The organism is Paenibacillus sp. P5_B5 (genome assembly GCF_056400365.1).
This window is the reverse complement of the sequence record NZ_JBFULK010000015.1, coordinates 134203-152685: the sequence shown is the minus strand read 5'-3', so window position 1 is coordinate 152685 and position 18483 is coordinate 134203. Positions and strand designations below refer to the sequence as shown.

The following is an 18483-nucleotide window of genomic DNA, read 5'->3' as shown; positions in this document are numbered from 1 at the left end:
TTACATGATTTCGAGAAAAACTCATACAATTTTTTGCAACCTTATTTGGATTCATACCGTGTCATTTTTATCCGATATTGCTTGGGTGTATCACCCGTATATTCTTTGAATAATTTACAAAAATACCCTTCGTTAACAATCCCTACTTCCTCACACAATTCCAATAAAGAATAATCCTGAACATTTAGCAGCTCGAGAGCCAATTGAATTTTTTTGCGGTTGATATAGCTGATAACGCCTTCGTTCATTGTTTTTTTAAATAAGCTGCTAAAATACGAAGGAGCTAAATTCACATCCTCGGCAATAGCCTCCAACGTTAAACGCTGTTTCAGATTTTTCTCTATAAACCGCATAGCTCTCATGATTTCTGCACGATGTAATAGTTGGCCAGCGTGTACATATTCGAATGTGAAGTCGCCAATATACGCTAGCTGCTCCCGAAATGCCATAAATTCTATGGGAAACTCTGCTACATCCGTGGTTGGCGTGTTCCCCGATTTAAATTTCGCAGTAATGTCTCTGTACAAGTCTCGAAGCATAGGTGCCATGATGGACTTATGGATTTTATGATCCGTAACAAATTGGTTTAAATCAGCAAATTCTTTCTCCAGCTCTTCCTTGGAAACCTTTCTTTGCACCCATGTAAGAAAATCAGCCAGTTTCAGCTGAAAGTCCTCCTTTCTGTCATTACGGTAATGAAACCGATGCGCGGGTGTTTTGACTACTTTCTCTGCATGATAATAGAAATCCTCACTCACATTTTTAGCTTCCGTGTAAGCTTGTTTGATGGATTCCCAGCCTCGATGCGGACCGCCAAAGGCTACGGATACCCTTTGATTCAAATATTGATGTAAATGGGAGACGATCTGACTACCCAATGTCTGGCAAGCATATTCCGTATCCATATCACTACGATTATTTTCCCAGGAAAGAAAGCCAATAAAACGATTATCGGATAGATACGTAGCTACACCCCTGCCACAATTCATCACAGTTTCTTCGATTACATTAGTAATCGCATATATCAAAATGTTTTGGTCAACCGCTGAATATTCATTTCGGAAACTTTCATACAGATTCATTTCAACAATAAAGCAGCAATAGTTGGCTTGAAAGAAATGGAACTGCATACGATTGGCGAAATCCGATGCCCGATGAGAAGGTATTTCGCCTCTGATCAGCTCGTTAAAAAATTGCTTGCGGACTCTATATTTATTTTCAAGAACAGATACGTTTAAAGATTGAAATTCCTCTTCTTTTTTCTTAACCTCATCCAAAATTCCGGCTGCCTTATCCAAAGCTCGATCCAAATCCGCTTCCCTGAGCGGAACCTTAACAATGTATTCCAATACGTTGGCTTGGATAGCTCTCTGTGCATATTCAAAAGAAGAATAGGCGGTCAAAAGAATGTATTGGGTATGCGGCAGCTTCGGCTTTAACTGCTCGATCATAGAAATTCCATCCATTTGCGGCATGACGATATCGGATATAACGATATCCGGTTTAAGCCTTAAGCTCTCCTCTATTCCCTTTATTCCATTATTTGCTTTTCCCACTAAATGAAATCGTTGATCCTTATTGGAGAGCTCGCTAAAAAACAGTTCCAATCTTTGAATGATTAGATCTTCATCGTCAACGATGAAGCAGGTGTAGTCTCTCACCATTATGCATCTCCTTTAAACAAACCTGCCGGGAATACGGCGCGGACACGGGTTATTTCCTTAGGTATGCTTATGATTTGTAGCCCGAACTGTTCCCCGTAATGAAGTCTTATTCGACCATGAATATTATTTAACCCGATTCTTTTCCTTTTTACTTCCAAATCACTCGGTTCTGAAATTAAAATATGCTTTATTTTATCCGTTGGAATTCCCTCGCCTTGATCAACTACTTCTATCATGACGATGCCGGCCTCCCTGTACGCATGAATAGTAATAGGGCCTTCGATCCCCCCTCCGTTATAACCATGGAAGATACTATTCTCCACAATGGGCTGCAGCAGCATTCGAAAAACCGGAAAATCCATTAACCCTGCTTCGATATTCTCAATCAAGTGGAAGTTCCTGTTATAACGGATGTTCTGGATCGCGATATAGTCCGATACATTTCGCAATTCCTGACGTAGTGAAACCTTCTCCGAAGCGTCGGCTATCCCGTATTCCAATAATGAAATGAGAGACCCGATCACCACATCTACTTTCTCTATTTGTCCGAGGCGTATGACATTGCTGATAGAACCAAGCGTGTTATACAGAAAATGAGGGTTTATTTGAGACTGCAGCACTTGGATTTCCAATTTCCGCTCAAGTTCATTATGAAGCTCCGCTCGCCGAATCAGTTCCACAATTTGTTGCAGCATACGGTCAAATGCCCGGGAAAGATCGCCGAATTCATCGTTACGGTCAATGGTGATTGTAGTTGTCATATCGCCTTGCTCGACCCTTTTCATTTTTGTTTTGAGGTAATAGAGTGGATTTCTTATATATTTGGCAATAAAAAAGGAAATGAAAAGACTTAATAGAAAACCCGCAACTAGAAGCCCGAAATAATAGGTTTCCAATCTGGACAACGCAGCTTCCATTCGAGATTCATCGTTAATCGAGATGATGGACCAATTGAATTTCTCAGTAGGCTTCTTCAAAATGGAAACCGGTGCTCCTTCTTTGGTTTGCAGTTGAAGGCTTGTTCCACTCGTATTAAGAATCTGTTCCGCCGAGGTTTCCCCAATTGAAAAAGTATGGTCCTGCACATCTAGAGGTCCTCTATTTTCCGAAAACCCGGTAATAATTTTACCGGAAGCGGTAATAAGCGCCAGATTCAAATGCTCTTGTTTATTAATCTTGAACAAGGTATCCTCAATCGCTTTAAGGTCCAAATCTACAGCAACAACCATCGGATCCGGTGAACCGTTCAGATATCGAACCATCGTAACTGTCCAGCCGGAATACTTAGATTGATAAGGCTCACTCACAATCGTAGTTAATTTATTCATGCTTGCCTCAGAAAACATAGGCAATCTATCGGGCAAAGGCTCATCAAAAATTCGCGTAGGCGTACTGCCGCCAATTATAGATAAATCATCCTTTATCAGGTAAATGTTACTCACATAATTGCTATTGAGCTCATATAGTTGCAATAATTGCTTTTTTATCACTTCTGGATTGTTCATGTTTGCTTTCACCGAGGTTTCGAACGAGAACAAGATCGTCTGAAAAGACGAAAAGTTAACCGTCAAATACTGGTCGACTTTGTCCAGTATTTGGTTCGTGAAATAGATGTCGTTCGTCCTTATTTCCTTATGGACATATTGATAGGACAATTGGCTGATCAAGATAATGCAGCTTAATACAAACGCAAAACATATAAGAAATAATTTCAAAGGCAAGCTGATTCTTCTTCGCACCCGACATCTTCCTTTTAACTATGTATTGAACTAAGAATAGCATAGACCAACAAAGAGAGGGGCAACTAATTGCCACTCTCTTTGTTATTTACTTGATTATGCCAGCTTCTTTAAACTGCTTGGTTGCTGTGTCCTTAAATTTCTGCATGTCAAACTTGGTATCCAACGTATTGAGGAAATTATCCCAGTTGGAAAGAGGGTCTTTACCAGTCATAAATTTGACCAGGCTTTCATTAATGAAACGTTGGCGGTCAACTGCCAATGTATCGCTCGGGTCTGCAGTCAATAAATTTCCGGGCAGAGTAGGCCCCACATATTTCTGGTTATTCGTGAAAGCTTCTGCCGTCTTTGGATTCTTGAAGCTGAAGTACTCGGCGTCGTCGCCACGGCGCGGCATTCTATAATGATCGACCCATAGGTACTTTTCTTTCATTTCTTTCGTTAACTCAGAGGTTTTATTTTTGACCTTGCCGTCCACCAGATCCCAATGAATCCCTTTAATTCCATATGCGAAATTCGGGTATGCTTCTTTGTCCGTAAAGAGATATTCCAGCATAGACAGGATCCGAATGATTTTGTCCTTGTCCGCTTTCTTGGAAATGGCCCATGAATTGCCTTGGAACGATTTTCTCTCCACGATTTGATCGCCATAAGGCCCTTTCATCGGAGGAATGACGATCCATTCCGGCACCTCTCCTCCGATTTCTTTCATTTTCTGCTGATAATCCGGTTCCAACCTTCGGGCATCCCTAATCATGAAGCCGATTTTACCCTTATATAACTTTTGGTCCAGCAAATCGGGTGTATTCATCGTCACCCAGTCTGGATCCACAACCTTGGCTTCCATCATTTTATGGATGTAAGCGAGTGCCTCTTTCATTTTGGGATCGATAAAGAGGAACACCGGTTTATTGTCTTTCACTTCAACGGCTGATGGAGGATTGACGCCAAACATCCACATCAAACTATCGAAGCCGTAGGTTAGCAGACTGCCTTCTTTATTCATACCCCCAATGAAACCGTACGTATCGTTTTTGCCGTTCCCGTCCGGGTCATTATTTGTAAAGGCTTTCATAACTTCAAACAGCTCGTCAGGGGTTGTTGGCACTTTCATATTCAACTTTTTCAGCCAATCGTTGCGGATGAAGAGGCTTCGACTGATGCCGTTTACATTATCATAACCTGGAACTGCAATGGTTTTCCCCTGATAGGACATCGCATCCCATGAGTCTTGACCAAAACGTTTCTGCAATTCGGGAAATTGATCCAAATATGGAGTCAAATCTGCAAGAACGCCTTGGTCATAATATTGCGCGAGATCAGCCCGGCTCTTCAAGAAGAGCAAATCTGGAATATCTCCGCCGGCAATGAGCGTATTCAATTTGGTCGTTGCTTGCCCAGATTGAGGAATCATCATATCCAATTCGATATTAACTGCTTTTTCCAACATTTGGCGTTGAATATCTTCTTCACGGGGAGGAATAGGAGCAGCAGCGTTGAAAGTGCCTTGGTTAAACATCGAGATTTTCATTTTGTTCGCAAACTTGTTAGCCTCGGATTGAGTGCTGCTCGAAGCTGTCGGCTTAACTTCTTCTTTTTCCCCACATCCTGACAATAGCGTTCCCAGCCCTACTATAGCAGCCAGAACAGTAAATAAAATCTTTTTACGTTGCATATTGACCTCTCCTTTTGCTTGTATATTATCACGGTTTCCCGTAACAACCTAGGTAGAAATTCCCTTTTCCTTTTAACCTTTAATCGATCCCATGAGCATACCTTTGGTAAAATGCTTTTGCATAAATGGGTAAACGATCAAAATCGGAATCGTAGTCACGACTACAGCAGCCATTTGCACAGCGAACGTACTAACAGTCCCAGAATTGGCGAGCGAATCAGCGTTTTGTGATGCGACGTTAAGCAGGATGTTGCGCAAGATAACTTGAAGTGGCATTAAGTTCGAATCATTAATATAAACAACAGCATCGAAATAACTGTTCCAATGCCCGACTGCGTAAAATAAGGAAATCGTGGCAATGACGGGCATGGACAGGGGTAAAATGATCTTCCATAACGACTGAAGTTCACTTGCGCCGTCTACCCTTGCCGATTCCTCGATTTCAGCAGGCAATTGCTCGAAAAAGCCTTTAATGATCACCAGATTAAATGCACTAATGAGATGCGGAACAATCAATACCCACGGACTATCTAGCAATCCCAGAGAGCGGATTAACAAGTAAGTCGGAATTAATCCTCCCCCAAACATCATGGTAAACACAATGAATAGTAAAAATGAGCTGCGACCCGGCAAATATTTTTTGGATAATGGATAAGCCGCTATTATCGTAAAAAACACATTAAGCGCAGTGCCTACAATCGTTCGAAACAACGTAATTTTATATGCCTGCACGATACCATGAGAAAGAAATACTTCTTTATACGCTATAAAGGTAAAGGATTCCGGTATAATAACAATTCCTCTTCTTAACACTTCCGATTCTGGCGTCACAGAAACAGCAAGTACATATAAAAAGGGAAACAAACAGAGTACGGCTAGCACAATTAGAATGAAATAAACGGTTGCTTGCCATACTTTTTCCCCGAATGTCAGATTGATCATATCGATAACCACCTCACCAAATTTGCCCATCGAATTTTTTGGCGAGCTTGTTCGCAGCCAAAACTAAAGCAAATCCGATGACAGCTTTAAACAATCCTACAGCAGTAGCAAGCCCAACCTTCAGACGTTCCAACCCTTCACGGTATACCCATGTGTCGATAATGTCGATCTTCTCCTGGTTAAAGGTGTTGGCAAACATGAATATTTGGTCAAAGCCTGCGTCCAGAATATGGCTTAATTTAAGGATCAGCATCAGAATAATGACTCCTCGAATGCCGGGTAATGTTACATGCCATAGCTGTCTCCACTTGGAGGCGCCATCAATCCGAGCCGCTTCATATAAGCTTGGATCGATTCCTGCTAATGCTGCAAGGTACAATATCGCTCCCCATCCAATATCCTTCCATAATTCTGATAAGATGATCAGCAGTCTGCCCCAGGCAGGTTCCGTTAGAAAGGAGATAGGTTGAAATCCATTTTCCTTCATAATCATGTTAAAAAGGCCATCTCCTGGGGCTAATAATGCCACCATCAGTCCATAAACAATGACCCATGACAGAAAATGGGGCAAATAAGTGATCGTTTGTACGATTTTCTTAAACCATTGGGTAGAAACTTCATTGAGAAGCAAAGCAAGTAAGATGGGAGCGGAGAAGCCGAACAATAACTTGTACAGCGAGATGATAATCGTATTTCTCATGATGTCCCAGAAATAAACGCCGTTAATAAAATCTGCAAAATTTTTCAATCCCACCCACGGGCTATCCCATAGTCCCAAAGCCAGGTTGTAGTTTTTAAAAGCAATAATGATTCCCGCCATAGGAATGTATTTGAATACGGCAAAGTAAACTAATGCCGGGAATAAAAGAGCATACATCACTTTATGCCTTTGTATCGTTCTTATCCATGAATTCCGCTTTTGGGGGAGGGGAATGGCGTCCGATGCCAATTTCGCTTGCATATCATCACCTCGTCTTTATTTATATTTGTATAATAACATCCACCTATCGGATAAATTTCTGTAATTTCAAGAATTTCTTATAAGATATTAAGTAAGTGGGCCTTGGATAATTCCAATACAATAAGCATGAAAAAAACGGACAGAGTGACTGTCACCATTTCTAGGTGCTTTCACCTTGTCCGTAAATTTTTTTCGTATTTACTGGAATCCATAATATAAAAGCCTATAAGATTATCATTCAGCCGCTCATTGATATTTCAATTCATTTGTTACCTCTATTTAGCTTAAATTTGAAGGTTTGACAAAGTACAATAATTCTTTTACTATACCCATATGGGTATATAACCACGCCTTTTTACATACCCTACTGGGTATAATGTGATTTTATTAACATATTTTCAGTCTACTATCGGATGGAGGAAATCAAATGAGTAAAAAGATTGTTATTGTAGGTGGCGTCGCTGGGGGTGCTACGGCAGCAGCGCGGTTAAGACGTTTGGATGAAGAATCTCACATTATATTGTTTGAACGTGGGGAGCATATTTCTTTTGCCAACTGTGGCTTGCCGTATTATATTGGCGATGTTATTCAAAATCGTGATGCTTTGCTTGTTCAAACTGTAGAAGGCATGTCGAAGAAATTTAATCTTGATATTCGAAATCGAAGTGAAGTCACCTCAATTGATCGCGATCGTAAGGTGATTCTTGTGAATAATCTCAATACCAATGAGACTTATGAAGAAAGTTATGATGTTTTGATTTTATCCCCTGGCGCGAAGCCTATGAAACCGCCTATTCCAGGTATTGAACAAGCAGAAGCTTTGTTTACATTACGAAATATTCCCGATACTGATCGGATCAAAAACTATGTTGATCACCATCAACCTAAGACGGCTGTTGTAATTGGCGGTGGATTTATTGGTGTTGAAATGGCTGAGAATCTGCATGAACGTGGAATCCATGTGTCGCTCATCGAATTAGGCAAGCAAATCATGACTCCCGTGGACTATGAAATGGCTGCAATCATTCAACAACATATGGTAGATAAAGGGATGGAGCTTATTTTAGAAGATGGTGTCCACCATTTCGAAGCACAAGGTAAAAAAGTCGTATTAAACAGCGGAAAAGCGATTGATACTGATATGGTGATTCTAGCGATCGGTGTTATACCAGAGAACAGCTTAGCAAAGGACGCAGGATTAGAACTTGGTGTACGCGGTACGATCAAAGTAAACGAGACGCTGCAGACGGCAGATCCAAGCATTTACGCAATTGGTGATGCCATTGAAGTAACCGACTTCATCAATGGGCAGCCCACAATGATTCCGCTTGCATGGCCGGCAAACCGCCAAGGACGTATCGTCGCAGATCATATCTATGGTCGTAAAGTGCGTTATCCTGGTACGCTTGGAACATCTATTGCGAAAATTTTTGATCTAACGGTTGCAGCAACAGGAAACAATGAGAAAACATGTAAGCTCCAAGGCATCGATTACGAAGCAATTCATATACATCCGAATTCCCATGCGGGGTACTATCCAGGAGCAACGCCAATCTCTCTGAAACTGATCTTCGATCCTAATTCAGGTAAGATTTTCGGAGCACAAGCGGTAGGACGTGATGGTGTAGATAAACGAATAGATGTGATCGCTACCGCCATTAAAGGTGGATTAACCGTCATGGATCTGCCAGACCTAGAGTTAAGCTATGCTCCTCCCTACTCTTCAGCGAAAGATCCGGTTAATATGGCAGGATATGTTGCATCAAATATCGTGGAAGGCGATACGGAGATCGTCCAATGGCACGAAATAGATGAAATCGTCGCTCAGGGCGGTCTATTAGTTGATGTTCGTGAACCCATCGAACGTGAAATGGGCAGTATTCCTGGATCGATCAACATTCCGCTAGGAGAACTCCGAGACCGACTAAATGAATTACCGAGAGACACGGCGGTGTACGTATCCTGTCAGGTAGGCTTGCGTGGCTATTTGGCAACACGGATCTTACAACTGCATGGCATTCGCGCGATCAATGTCGATGGAGGATATAAAACGTATTCAAGTGTAAAATGGCAAGTGACGAAGACAGATGATACACCAATCACTGATAATGGACTTCCCGAAGTTCCTGTAAACCAAGTCGTAAAAACAAACTCCATTCCTGATTCGATTAGCATTCAAGTCGATGTATGTGGTCTACAATGTCCTGGTCCAATAATGAAAGTGGCTGAGAATATGAATCGAATGCAGGTTGGAGATGTTCTTGAAATCAAAGCCACTGATCCTGGATTTAGCAAGGATATTCAAGCATGGTGCAAAAAGACGGGCAATATGCTGCTATCCACTACCTATGAAAATAACGCGGCTGTTGTACGTATTCAAAAGGGTTCTACAGAGGTCGTAAAAGGCGAATGTTCGCTCTCATCCCCTGCCACTAAAGACGGAGCTACCTTTGTCGTCTTCAGTGGGGAGCTTGATAAAGCAATGGCTTCATTCATTATTGCTTGTGGTGCAGCAGCGATGGGGAAAGAAGTAACCATGTTCTTCACCTTCTGGGGATTAAATATTCTTCGAAAAGAACAAGCGCCGTCTGTCGAAAAAGAACCAATGGAAAAAATGTTTGGGATGATGATGCCCAAAGGTGCATATGCATTGCCTTTATCCAACATGAATATGATGGGCATCGGTACAAAAATGATGAAGAATGTAATGAAACAGAAGAACGTCGATGACATTCACACGTTAATCAACAATGCCCAAGCAGCAGGTGTTCACTTTGTAGCTTGCGCAATGAGCATGGATGTGATGGGCATCAAGCCTGAGGAATTAATTGATGGGGTTGAGGTTGCTGGTGTAGCTACCTATTTAGGTAAAACAGACGATTCAAATCTGAATCTTTTCATTTAATCCACAAGTTGTTGCAAAGAAAAAGCTTGATGTAGACTATATATCAAGCTTTATCCTTTTGCTCTTTCACCATCTTAGACTTACCTTAGTGGTTACTCTAAAAAAGCGATACAAAAGTGTCCCTACCATTCTTTGGATTCAATTTTGTAGTTGAGAAACTTTTTTAGACCACAAACAAAAAGTTTGAAAAGCAAAAAAACGTTTCTCTAACAGGCTGCCGATTGTGCCGGTAGCCTGTTCTCAATATGCTAACATTCAATCTTCTTTCAGAACGTACTCCTCTCCAAAGAGCTCCATGGTCACGTCCCGGTTGATTTTAAGCTCTCCATTCCAGGCCGCCCATGGCATCTCCATATCCGAACGGCCTTTTGTATTTGGAAGCTTTTCTTCGTGACTCGTCATATATTCAAATTCCGTCCACGTACTGAAATGAGTCTGGACAAACAAATTTGGAATGACTCCTGTTACAGCGAGCGAATTCAAAATCCCCCGCCGCACATATTTGTTTTTCGGCATGATTTTTTCCGCCGTCAGCCGCTTTTCGAATTCACCCGGAGTTTCGTCCGGCCCCGAACGCGCCAAGCTGGCCAATAAATTCCGAAAAACGTCGATATCCTCCTTCGTCGGTTTAATTGGACGCTGCTCTGCCAACTCCTTAAGGTCCAGGAGCGCACCCCAAGGGCTTGAGCCATACATGCCTCCTAAATAAAGGGCATAATGAAGGTATGAAGTGTTTTCCCAAAAGCCGTCTTTCTTATTTTTCGAAAAGGAACATATTTTGCAAGCCGCATAACGATCTGCCGCCAGATACTCATGTTCCGGGATGTTCTGCATGGTATAATAACTGACCAACGGGGATAGCCCTCGGGGATAACTTCCGCCAATTCCCGCGATAAAGCCATCTGTGAAGCGTTCACGATTTAAGCGTTTGTCCTGTCTTAGCTGTATTAACTCCTTGACGCATGAGTCATGGGAAAGCCATTCCAACTGGTTGACAGGCCAATTCATTTCTTTCAGCAGTTCTTTTTCCTGATCCGTTAATGAGTCTACTTTGTACAACCTCACTCCCCGTTCAAGATCGTATTCTGAATTGGTTGAATGATATAGTTTCTTGAGCATGCTCATCTTCTTTTTATCCATACCGGTTATGCCTCCATACTTTAGAGATATTTTTTATACGTTTCTATGGAATGGAATATAAATATTCTCAATAAATTATTGACCACCAAGATTATACACCATGTCACCTTATGATGAAGCAGGTATTCCCAGCTGCTGCACGTAATATCGATGTGCAATTTCCGCAATGAGATCCTGGTCTTCCCAGAATCTCTTATCAAGCTTATCCAGTCGTTCTGCCTCTTCCTCGGTAAGAAACTTTGGAATATCCCAGAGCTGAGTGAGGCGGTTGTCTTCCGATAAATGCTTGATGCAGGCATATCCGGACTGGACGATTTCGAGCGCATGGACCGCCCCGATGGCTTGTAGTGCTCATAGCTGGATATATTTGACGTCTAACTAGAATACAGGGAACAATAGGTGTGTGCAAAGTTCCCCGCCAGCAGATCTTCCTTCCGAATATAAAATTGCAGTTCTCCGGCATCCCACCAGCAAAACCCGACCTCCTGATCCGAATCTAGCGCTAGCAGCAAAAGCGTATCGCGGACTTCCTGCTCTGCCTTGTCAGAATCGCCGTTCAAATGCGTCGTTATCCGCTCCATGGCCGCCTTCACGGAATAGTTGTATTCCTCACCTGTCAACAGCCGAAGCGCTGCTATGTATTCGCAATCTCCATGCTGAGTTGCCGGATAACCGAACAAGACCGCAAGGTCGCTTGAGTTCCCTCCGGTCAACTCGAAGCATAACTCTTCATATAACTCGTAATCATGCTCACCATCCTCCACCTGCTCGTAATCCACATAGCCGTAATTTGGCGGCTCAATCGTGGCTCTGACATTCACCCGGTAACCGGCAAATTCCTCTTCGAGCGCAGTCACTTCGGGTGAAGGGCGACGCTGGGCTTCTTGCAGCTTCTCCTCTTGTATATACAGCACCTTGTGTTCAATATGATAAGAAGGTTCATCCACCCCAACGAAAAAATAAAGCATGCCTCCCGCTGGAAGCAGGGAAGACTCATCAGACGCCAGTTCACGCAGATGCAACTGGGCCAGGAACGTCATGGGGGTCCCGTTAGAATCCAGCGGCCATTCCACGTTAGGCGGCAGATCCGGATCGCCCCCTATGCGGGAAGGACATATATCCTTGTAATTCTCCATCTCTTTCTTGGACAAGCGAATGCCTTGGCGCACAGACTCCTTCAAATAATCCATCGCGTGTTCGAACTGATGTTCACGAACAATTAGCTGGAGCTTTTTCTTATTCTTCTCGCTTAACATTGCCTTCACCTTCCTTGCTACTTGAGTATTCTTTTAGTATTAATCCAGTATGATTCATTCCCCAAGATCGTTTATTCATGTACACAGCCATTTACTGATGTTACAATTTGTAAAGGTAGAAGTTACCCGTAATGAGCTCTAATCGGGTGATGTTGAAATCCTATTATCCAAAATACTGGAGGAGCGTATGTTATTTATTCTTTTGATGGCGGGAGCCATCGTGAATGGCGTTTTATGTGCCTTTGTAGGTTGCGCGGTTTTTATAGGCTTTGTATTCTTCCTAATTGGATTACCTACTTCCAAGTCCTCGACAAAGTGGTCATCACCGGACCTGATCAAATTTACACTCACGGTTTTTTTGACTTTGCTAGCTTTGATTATGTATATGATAATGACAGCTTGGAACGCACGAACCGGAGGAACATTGGCCTTTTCCCATCCAGTTTCAACTGATGCCTACATGGATCAGGCCAAGAATCTGGTACTTTGGGGAACCGTACAAGGTGCCTTCTCGCTCCTTGCTTTTAAATGGCTGTTGCCTAGTTTAATTGGGAAACTTGTAATAATAGATAAAAAGCATAGATGGGGAATTTCAGCCGGAGCAATATTGACGATCGCAGGCGGCAGCGCCGCGTGGCTGGCGTCCATGTAGCCCTTAGCTACCGGGAATGGGGAACCGGTCCGGCGGATGTATAGGGCAACTGTTCTACCGGTTCATGGCCGCATCCAGCTTCAACCTCACCTCGTCCACTCCTGACTCGCAACTGGTCTCCTCGGCGGAAACAGCAGAAATCTGCAGGATGGAGTCCTCAGGTCATTTCCAAAGGGTTAACATTTAAAGCGCCAACAGCTGCTCCAATCCTTCTTTTAGTGGCGGTTGTGCCTTTTGGGCTGCTCCTACAAGTTTCTTCATGCTCCCGAAAATCCGGCACACTACCAGTTCTCGTTCATAATTCTCTTTGTCTTTCAGCGCCTCGAAGAGCGCCTCGGCAAGCTCAGGACGATCGATGGTTAGATTCTTGACCAGTCTGCCTTCCTCATTCCCTCCCAGCAAAATAGATACGATCACCAGCATATGCTCTGCCTTTACGCCATGCGCCTCAATAAATGCCTCTGCATAGCCATCCTGCACCATTTGATGCTCCGTATCTACCAGTTCCATATAGCGGCAGACCAGTGGAAAATAAGCTTCGCTGTACAAGCCGAGGCCCATTACGGCATAAGTGCCCGGCATCACCGATTTCTCGCCCGGTTCCACATCCCGGTACCACGCGAACTCTTCCATAGCTGTATCCGCATATTCTGCTAGCTTGGGAAAAAGGTTAGGGTAGCTGAGCGCATTGGCAAAAAACTGATGCAGCTTGGACTTCGCCAGTTTTTTCACAGGAAGGAAGTACTTCTGGCTGCTCTTCAGCTTTAGCTGGTAACCTTTGGGAAATTCTTGTTTCAAAAGGTCGATCATATAATCCAACGCTTCTCCATAAGCAAGTTCCTCTTCGGAGAGAATACGGATTTCTATCGTTTGTGTTATATCGTTGTTCCTGCCTTCCACCCGCTCTCCTCGATATGTACTTGCAAATTTTCCGCTGCCTATTTTCAAATAATCTGCTGCCTGCTTGGAACCCAATTGGACCGCAAGTTCCAGGTACTTCTGCCGGGTATCCGGCTCGGTGAAGCCGATCTGTAGGGCCGCATAAAGAAAGAAATCCAATTCTCCGACATCTACGGAAGGATGAACCGGCTCCTCCTTCAAAATCCACTCGATTCCATAATCACCGGATCGGGTAAAATGCTGCTGTAAAAAGTGGTCTTTCGCCCAACTGTTAAAGGCCAAAGTATACTTTCTGATCCAATTATTTTTGCGCTCTTGGTTCTTATTTAGCTTGCCTGTGAGGCGACGGATCAACGGATCAATCTCTTCCGTATCCTGTTTCATCAGTTCAGGATTGACCAAATGTTGGGCGAAAAAGAACATATCATTCTCTCCTGGCAACACGGGCAGATCAGGAAGAATCTTCGTCTGAATAAAATGATCCAGCGTCTTTTGGAGTTGGATCAACTTGGGCTCATTTAACAGCTGCTTGTTGAGCGTTAATTTCGACTTCTCCCACTCAAACTCAAATACAACTTCAAACTTATAGTCAAAGAAACGAGTCCCCAGTTCCACCGAGCGGAACAGGCCATCCACAAGTCCGCACAAGGCAGGAAAGAACTCCTCAGTCAGAAGTTCATCGGTCAACTCCGTGATGTAAGTATCCGCTTTGAACTTATATGAGCTGTCACTCCAGGAGAATGGCTCGTAGACATCGATATGAACTTTCCCTTCTGCCCAGGTAAACTTGCCTTTTCTCCACGCCACTCGAAGGTAGCTTTTGACTCCAGCTTGCAACCTGCTTTGATCCTTAAACTCATTGATCCTTTTGCTTTCTTTTGCGTAAATCGTAGTGATTTCCTTCCATACCTCATTCAGAAAAGCATCCACAGCCTGATTCAACGTCTCTCCTCCTAATATCGTACATAAAAAATAGACATTTCCGTCAATTAAAAACGGATGTCCATATATCATGTGTAACACTATATGAAATTACAGTAGATTCATAGGTTCGTCAATGAAACTTACAATTTTTTTGCATCAGCTCGGTGAGAATGTCATGTAGGAGTTGAACGCCATTCTTTTTATTCATTTCTATAAAAAAAGAATGGCGCTTTTTCGTAAATTAAAAAGTTATTTTAATGTCTTTTTTACAAACAAAATAAAAATTAACAGACCAATAAAACCAGATACAGCACAAAGAAGAAATAGCATTTGATATCCCATGAGCTGTGAAACAAATCCTAGTAAAATAGCACCTAAACCAATCCCTAAATCAAAAGCAGTAAGGAATGTAGCGTTCGCTACCCCTCTTTTCTCTGGTGGAGCTAATCGTATAGTTGCTACTTGAAGAGCGGGTTGTGCTGATCCGAATCCAATTCCGTACAAGATGGCTGTAATAACTAGTCCAACAAGCCCTTCTGTCATTGTTAGGACTAATAGTGCGACTATCAGTGTCAAAAGTGCAGGGACAATAAGGAATCCTTCTCCATGTTTATCAGATATCTTCCCTGCAAACGGTCTAATTACTGTAAGTGTGATAGCATAAACTAAGAAAAAAGCACCAGCATTAACTTGGATTTTTGCTGCAAACAGTGGTAAAAATGTTGTAATGCCACCAAAAGTAAAGGATAGGAAAAATGTAACAATAGCTATTGGTAAGACTGTTTTTTCAAAAAAAGATATTGGTTTTTTCGATGTATTTTGAACCGTTGGTATTTTTGTACCAAGTGCAAATATTAATGCAATAATTGCTAATGCTGTGCATAGAAGAAATAGATAATGAAATGAAAATGATTTTACTACCCAAAGACCTAATATTGGTCCTAAAGCCATACCTAAAGTCATTGCAAGTCCATACCATCCCATTCCTTCTCCACGACGAGATTGTGGAATAACATCAGTCACAGCCGTTCCTGTCGAAGTTGTAGCAACTGCCCAGCTGATTCCATGAAGGATACGTAATATCACTAAAAATATAACTCCTGTTACCCAATCATAAAAATACATTGTAATTGCAAAAAACAGTAGTCCGCTAATTATAAATACCCGTCGACCATACCGATCCATTAATCCTCCAATAATAGGACGGAAAATTACTGCCGATATTGTAAACACTCCAATAATAAATCCAACCTGAGATTCACTTCCACCTAATTCTTTAATAAACATAGGCAGTGTTGGCATTAGTAAATAAAATCCACTAAATAGTAATAACGATGTAATCGTCAGCATGATATAGTTTTTGGTCCATAGACGTTCCATTGTAAGGTAATCCTTCTTTCTATTGATTTAATAAGTAGCGAGATAAGCGAATAAAAAGCAGTACCACCGCTATATAAGTGTTGGTACTGCTATGTTGAGTGGCAAGTGTTCTGTTAATTAGAACGTACTTGCAACTTTAACCGCTTTTTCAAGCCCTGAGGCAATAATTTCTTCTGCTTTATCTGGGAATTGGTTGTGACCTTCAATTACTATTTTTTCTATATCTTTTGCACCGAAGAAGCCTATCATACTTGCTACATATTTAACAGCCATTTCCATTTCAGCTGCTGGTCCTTTGGAATATACACCGCCAGTTGCGTTTAATAATGCAATTTTTTTATTTCCAATAAGACCTACTGGACCCTCCGGCGTATATTTAAATGTTTTACCCGAGCGATTTAAGTAATCAATATATGTGTGTAGTACAGCTGGGACCGTTAAATTCCATAACGGGAAACCAAATACAACTTTATCAGCTGCAAGAAATTGATCTAAATATTTATCAGCAACAGCTACTGCTTTTGCTTCCTTTTCTGTTAAATCAAGTCCTCTACTAGCTTTAAAACTGCCATCAATCATATCTACTCCTACATATGGCAATTCTTCCTTGTATAAATCAAGCTCTACCACTGTATCATTTGGATGTGATTCTTTATAACTCGCTAAGAAAGCCTCATACAATTTCACACTAACCGCCTGATCTGCTGGACGATTGTTTGCTTTTACAAATAAAACTGTTGTCATTTTCTTTTCCTCCTGTTAATCATTAAAAAGAACATTCTATTTCTTTTATAACAAAAATAATATAGTCAACTTGATTGACTACATTACGCATAGTACAATGGAATTTAAATAAAGTCAAGTTGATTGACTATATTCAAGGAGGTTTTATACATGAATCATCAAGTATTTAATGAATTAGATCTTACAGCGCTTTTGTCATTATCCTTTAGTGCATCAATTAATGAACTACATGACAGATTGAGTGAAATGGGATTTGAAGATATTAGACCTGCACATGGTTTTATGTTTAAATGTATTACTCCTAATGGAGCAACAGGTATAGAACTAGCTGAATACTTAGGAGTTACAAAACAAGCTGTGAGTCAAATGGTGGATTATCTTGAGAAAAGTGGTTATGTAATGCGCCAGACTCATCCCACTGATAAGAGAGGAAAAACTATTGTCTTAACCGAACGTGGCTGGTTAGTAATGAAAGCAAAAGAGGAGATAATAGCTGAGATAGAACAGCGCTGGATTGAAAACATAGGTGCTGAACGAATGCAAATGCTCAAAGAAGATTTAACAAAATTAGTTTATGAAGCAAATGAAGGTAAATTATCATCGAGGTTAAGACCTGTCCTGTAAATATAGAATTAACCATACGCCCATTATTTAAGAAACAGCGGCGGACTAGGACTCAAAAATAAGTCTTAGACTGTCGCTGCTATTATTGTGCTACCACTAATCGTACTCGGGGCTGGAAACACGATCTCGACAATGCCTCTCTCACCTTGCATTTGATTCACTCAACCTTTTTTACCAAATATATAAGTGGCTATAGCTTCGTACATTGGCTTTTTCTGCAAATGACTTTGATAAAGCTTAATCTCGTTAACCGACCAGTTTATGATCAAATCTGTGGTGTCAGGATAGTATTTCTCCAATGAAGTTGATAATGGAACTTTCCCATTATAGCGGCGCGCTATTGTTAAATGAGGGCTAAAATTTCGCGTTTCTTTTGGAAAAAGTTCCTCCAAGCTATCATCTATTTTAATGTGCAAATTTAATAGTGAATTCAGATCGCCTCCCACACCAGCCCACAAAATACTTGGTGCGGCTTGATTACCAAATATCCCCCACCCTTTTCCAGTTAATTCAAATGGACAAGTATTTTCAGAAACGTCAACGAGTATCTTTTCAATCTGATGCAATTGACTCACTGATGTATCACCTAAAAATTTCAACGTAACATGATAATCTTCAGGGTGTGTCCATTTTTGAAAAGGCAGGGTTGATTGCAGCGCAATGGATTGTTCAGTCAATTGTTCTCTCCATCTTTCTTCGATAGGAATTGCGATGAATAAGCGTAGTGATTCGGTACTCATTTTTTGCCCCCTCATAATTAATTTTCAATTCTAGTTTTCCCTAGGATTGAAGGAATTAATTGTAATCAAGGGCTGTCACAATATAGGCCCCATCAATAAAAGAAACCTTGAAAGGCATGAAGCCAATCAAGGTTACATAAGCGAAAGGCTGCCGATTCTGCTGGCAGCCCTGGTTTAGCATATATAAGTCTAACCTTAAATATGTTCTCCTTGTCATGCTAAGAAATTACGAATCCC

At 41.7% G+C, this 18483-nt stretch carries 15 protein-coding genes; 3 read left to right on the top strand and 12 right to left on the bottom strand.

The genetic code is table 11. The features are described from left to right. Positions 1-41: 41 nt before the first annotated feature. From AC1DOK_RS19110 to AC1DOK_RS19090, 5 genes are all read right to left on the bottom strand, one after another. Complete coding sequence (locus tag AC1DOK_RS19110) at positions 42-1664, bottom strand: response regulator transcription factor (RefSeq protein WP_477555910.1); 1623 nt, start codon at positions 1662-1664, stop codon at positions 42-44. Next, on the bottom strand, positions 1664-3331 hold the full coding sequence (locus AC1DOK_RS19105; RefSeq protein ID WP_477555909.1) for a sensor histidine kinase: 1668 nt from the start codon (positions 3329-3331) through the stop codon (positions 1664-1666). Before AC1DOK_RS19105 ends, AC1DOK_RS19110 begins: the two co-directional genes overlap by 1 nt. Positions 3332-3491: 160 nt before the next feature. Continuing rightward, entirely contained in the window at positions 3492-5078 is a 1587-nt protein-coding gene (locus AC1DOK_RS19100) for an extracellular solute-binding protein (RefSeq protein ID WP_477555908.1), read from the bottom strand. 72 nt (positions 5079-5150) lie between these two features. Beyond that, positions 5151-6020: a carbohydrate ABC transporter permease gene (locus tag AC1DOK_RS19095; RefSeq protein WP_477555907.1), complete on the bottom strand. Its 870-nt coding sequence runs from the start codon at positions 6018-6020 to the stop codon at positions 5151-5153. Between the two features lie 13 nt (positions 6021-6033). After that, the gene (locus AC1DOK_RS19090) at positions 6034-6981 is read right to left on the bottom strand and encodes an ABC transporter permease (RefSeq protein WP_477555906.1); all 948 of its coding nucleotides are present in this window, start codon (positions 6979-6981) and stop codon (positions 6034-6036) included. 427 nt (positions 6982-7408) lie between these two features. On the opposite strand from AC1DOK_RS19090, the gene cdr reads away from it, so the two are divergent. Beyond that, complete coding sequence (gene cdr, locus AC1DOK_RS19085; protein ID WP_477555905.1) at positions 7409-9886, top strand: CoA-disulfide reductase; 2478 nt, start codon at positions 7409-7411, stop codon at positions 9884-9886. A 255-nt stretch (positions 9887-10141) separates the two neighbouring features. Here cdr and AC1DOK_RS19080 read toward each other — a convergent pair whose 3' ends face one another. From AC1DOK_RS19080 to AC1DOK_RS19070, 3 genes are all read right to left on the bottom strand, one after another. Next, positions 10142-11026 (bottom strand): hypothetical protein, encoded by an 885-nt coding sequence (locus AC1DOK_RS19080; protein ID WP_477555904.1) that lies wholly within the window; start codon positions 11024-11026, stop codon positions 10142-10144. Between the two features lie 108 nt (positions 11027-11134). Further along, a complete protein-coding gene (locus AC1DOK_RS19075; RefSeq protein WP_477555923.1) occupies positions 11135-11317 on the bottom strand; it encodes a hypothetical protein in 183 nt (60 codons plus the stop codon). Between the two features lie 83 nt (positions 11318-11400). Beyond that, positions 11401-12282 (bottom strand): YwqG family protein, encoded by an 882-nt coding sequence (locus AC1DOK_RS19070; RefSeq protein WP_477555903.1) that lies wholly within the window; start codon positions 12280-12282, stop codon positions 11401-11403. 205 nt (positions 12283-12487) lie between these two features. On the opposite strand from AC1DOK_RS19070, the gene AC1DOK_RS19065 reads away from it, so the two are divergent. Continuing rightward, a complete protein-coding gene (locus AC1DOK_RS19065; protein ID WP_477555902.1) occupies positions 12488-12934 on the top strand; it encodes a hypothetical protein in 447 nt (148 codons plus the stop codon). Between the two features lie 183 nt (positions 12935-13117). On the opposite strand, the gene AC1DOK_RS19060 is transcribed toward AC1DOK_RS19065, so the two are convergent. From AC1DOK_RS19060 to AC1DOK_RS19050, 3 genes are all read right to left on the bottom strand, one after another. Continuing rightward, entirely contained in the window at positions 13118-14776 is a 1659-nt protein-coding gene (locus AC1DOK_RS19060) for a DUF6138 family protein (protein ID WP_477555901.1), read from the bottom strand. A 231-nt stretch (positions 14777-15007) separates the two neighbouring features. Then, entirely contained in the window at positions 15008-16138 is a 1131-nt protein-coding gene (locus AC1DOK_RS19055; RefSeq protein ID WP_477555900.1) for an MFS transporter, read from the bottom strand. 117 nt (positions 16139-16255) lie between these two features. Continuing rightward, positions 16256-16882 (bottom strand): FMN-dependent NADH-azoreductase, encoded by a 627-nt coding sequence (locus tag AC1DOK_RS19050; RefSeq protein ID WP_477555899.1) that lies wholly within the window; start codon positions 16880-16882, stop codon positions 16256-16258. A 150-nt stretch (positions 16883-17032) separates the two neighbouring features. Between AC1DOK_RS19050 and AC1DOK_RS19045 the strand changes: the two genes are divergently transcribed. Further along, positions 17033-17506 (top strand): MarR family winged helix-turn-helix transcriptional regulator, encoded by a 474-nt coding sequence (locus tag AC1DOK_RS19045; protein WP_477555898.1) that lies wholly within the window; start codon positions 17033-17035, stop codon positions 17504-17506. 161 nt (positions 17507-17667) lie between these two features. On the opposite strand, the gene thpR is transcribed toward AC1DOK_RS19045, so the two are convergent. Further along, the gene (thpR, locus tag AC1DOK_RS19040) at positions 17668-18246 is read right to left on the bottom strand and encodes an RNA 2',3'-cyclic phosphodiesterase (protein ID WP_477555897.1); all 579 of its coding nucleotides are present in this window, start codon (positions 18244-18246) and stop codon (positions 17668-17670) included. Between the last annotated feature and the right edge of the window lie 237 nt (positions 18247-18483).

What these genes read in the sequence shown, in the direction of transcription:
- AC1DOK_RS19110 (WP_477555910.1), bottom strand. Translation starts at nt 1,664, where the DNA reads ATGGTGAGAGACTACACCTGCTTCATCGTTGACGATGAAGATCTAATC.
- AC1DOK_RS19100 (WP_477555908.1), bottom strand. Translation starts at nt 5,078, where the DNA reads ATGCAACGTAAAAAGATTTTATTTACTGTTCTGGCTGCTATAGTAGGG.
- AC1DOK_RS19095 (WP_477555907.1), bottom strand. Translation starts at nt 6,020, where the DNA reads ATGATCAATCTGACATTCGGGGAAAAAGTATGGCAAGCAACCGTTTAT.
- AC1DOK_RS19090 (WP_477555906.1), bottom strand. Translation starts at nt 6,981, where the DNA reads ATGCAAGCGAAATTGGCATCGGACGCCATTCCCCTCCCCCAAAAGCGG.
- cdr (WP_477555905.1), top strand. Translation starts at nt 7,409, where the DNA reads ATGAGTAAAAAGATTGTTATTGTAGGTGGCGTCGCTGGGGGTGCTACG.
- AC1DOK_RS19080 (WP_477555904.1), bottom strand. Translation starts at nt 11,026, where the DNA reads ATGGATAAAAAGAAGATGAGCATGCTCAAGAAACTATATCATTCAACC.
- AC1DOK_RS19070 (WP_477555903.1), bottom strand. Translation starts at nt 12,282, where the DNA reads ATGTTAAGCGAGAAGAATAAGAAAAAGCTCCAGCTAATTGTTCGTGAA.
- AC1DOK_RS19065 (WP_477555902.1), top strand. Translation starts at nt 12,488, where the DNA reads ATGGCGGGAGCCATCGTGAATGGCGTTTTATGTGCCTTTGTAGGTTGC.
- AC1DOK_RS19055 (WP_477555900.1), bottom strand. Translation starts at nt 16,138, where the DNA reads ATGGAACGTCTATGGACCAAAAACTATATCATGCTGACGATTACATCG.
- AC1DOK_RS19050 (WP_477555899.1), bottom strand. Translation starts at nt 16,882, where the DNA reads ATGACAACAGTTTTATTTGTAAAAGCAAACAATCGTCCAGCAGATCAG.
- AC1DOK_RS19045 (WP_477555898.1), top strand. Translation starts at nt 17,033, where the DNA reads ATGAATCATCAAGTATTTAATGAATTAGATCTTACAGCGCTTTTGTCA.
- thpR (WP_477555897.1), bottom strand. Translation starts at nt 18,246, where the DNA reads ATGAGTACCGAATCACTACGCTTATTCATCGCAATTCCTATCGAAGAA.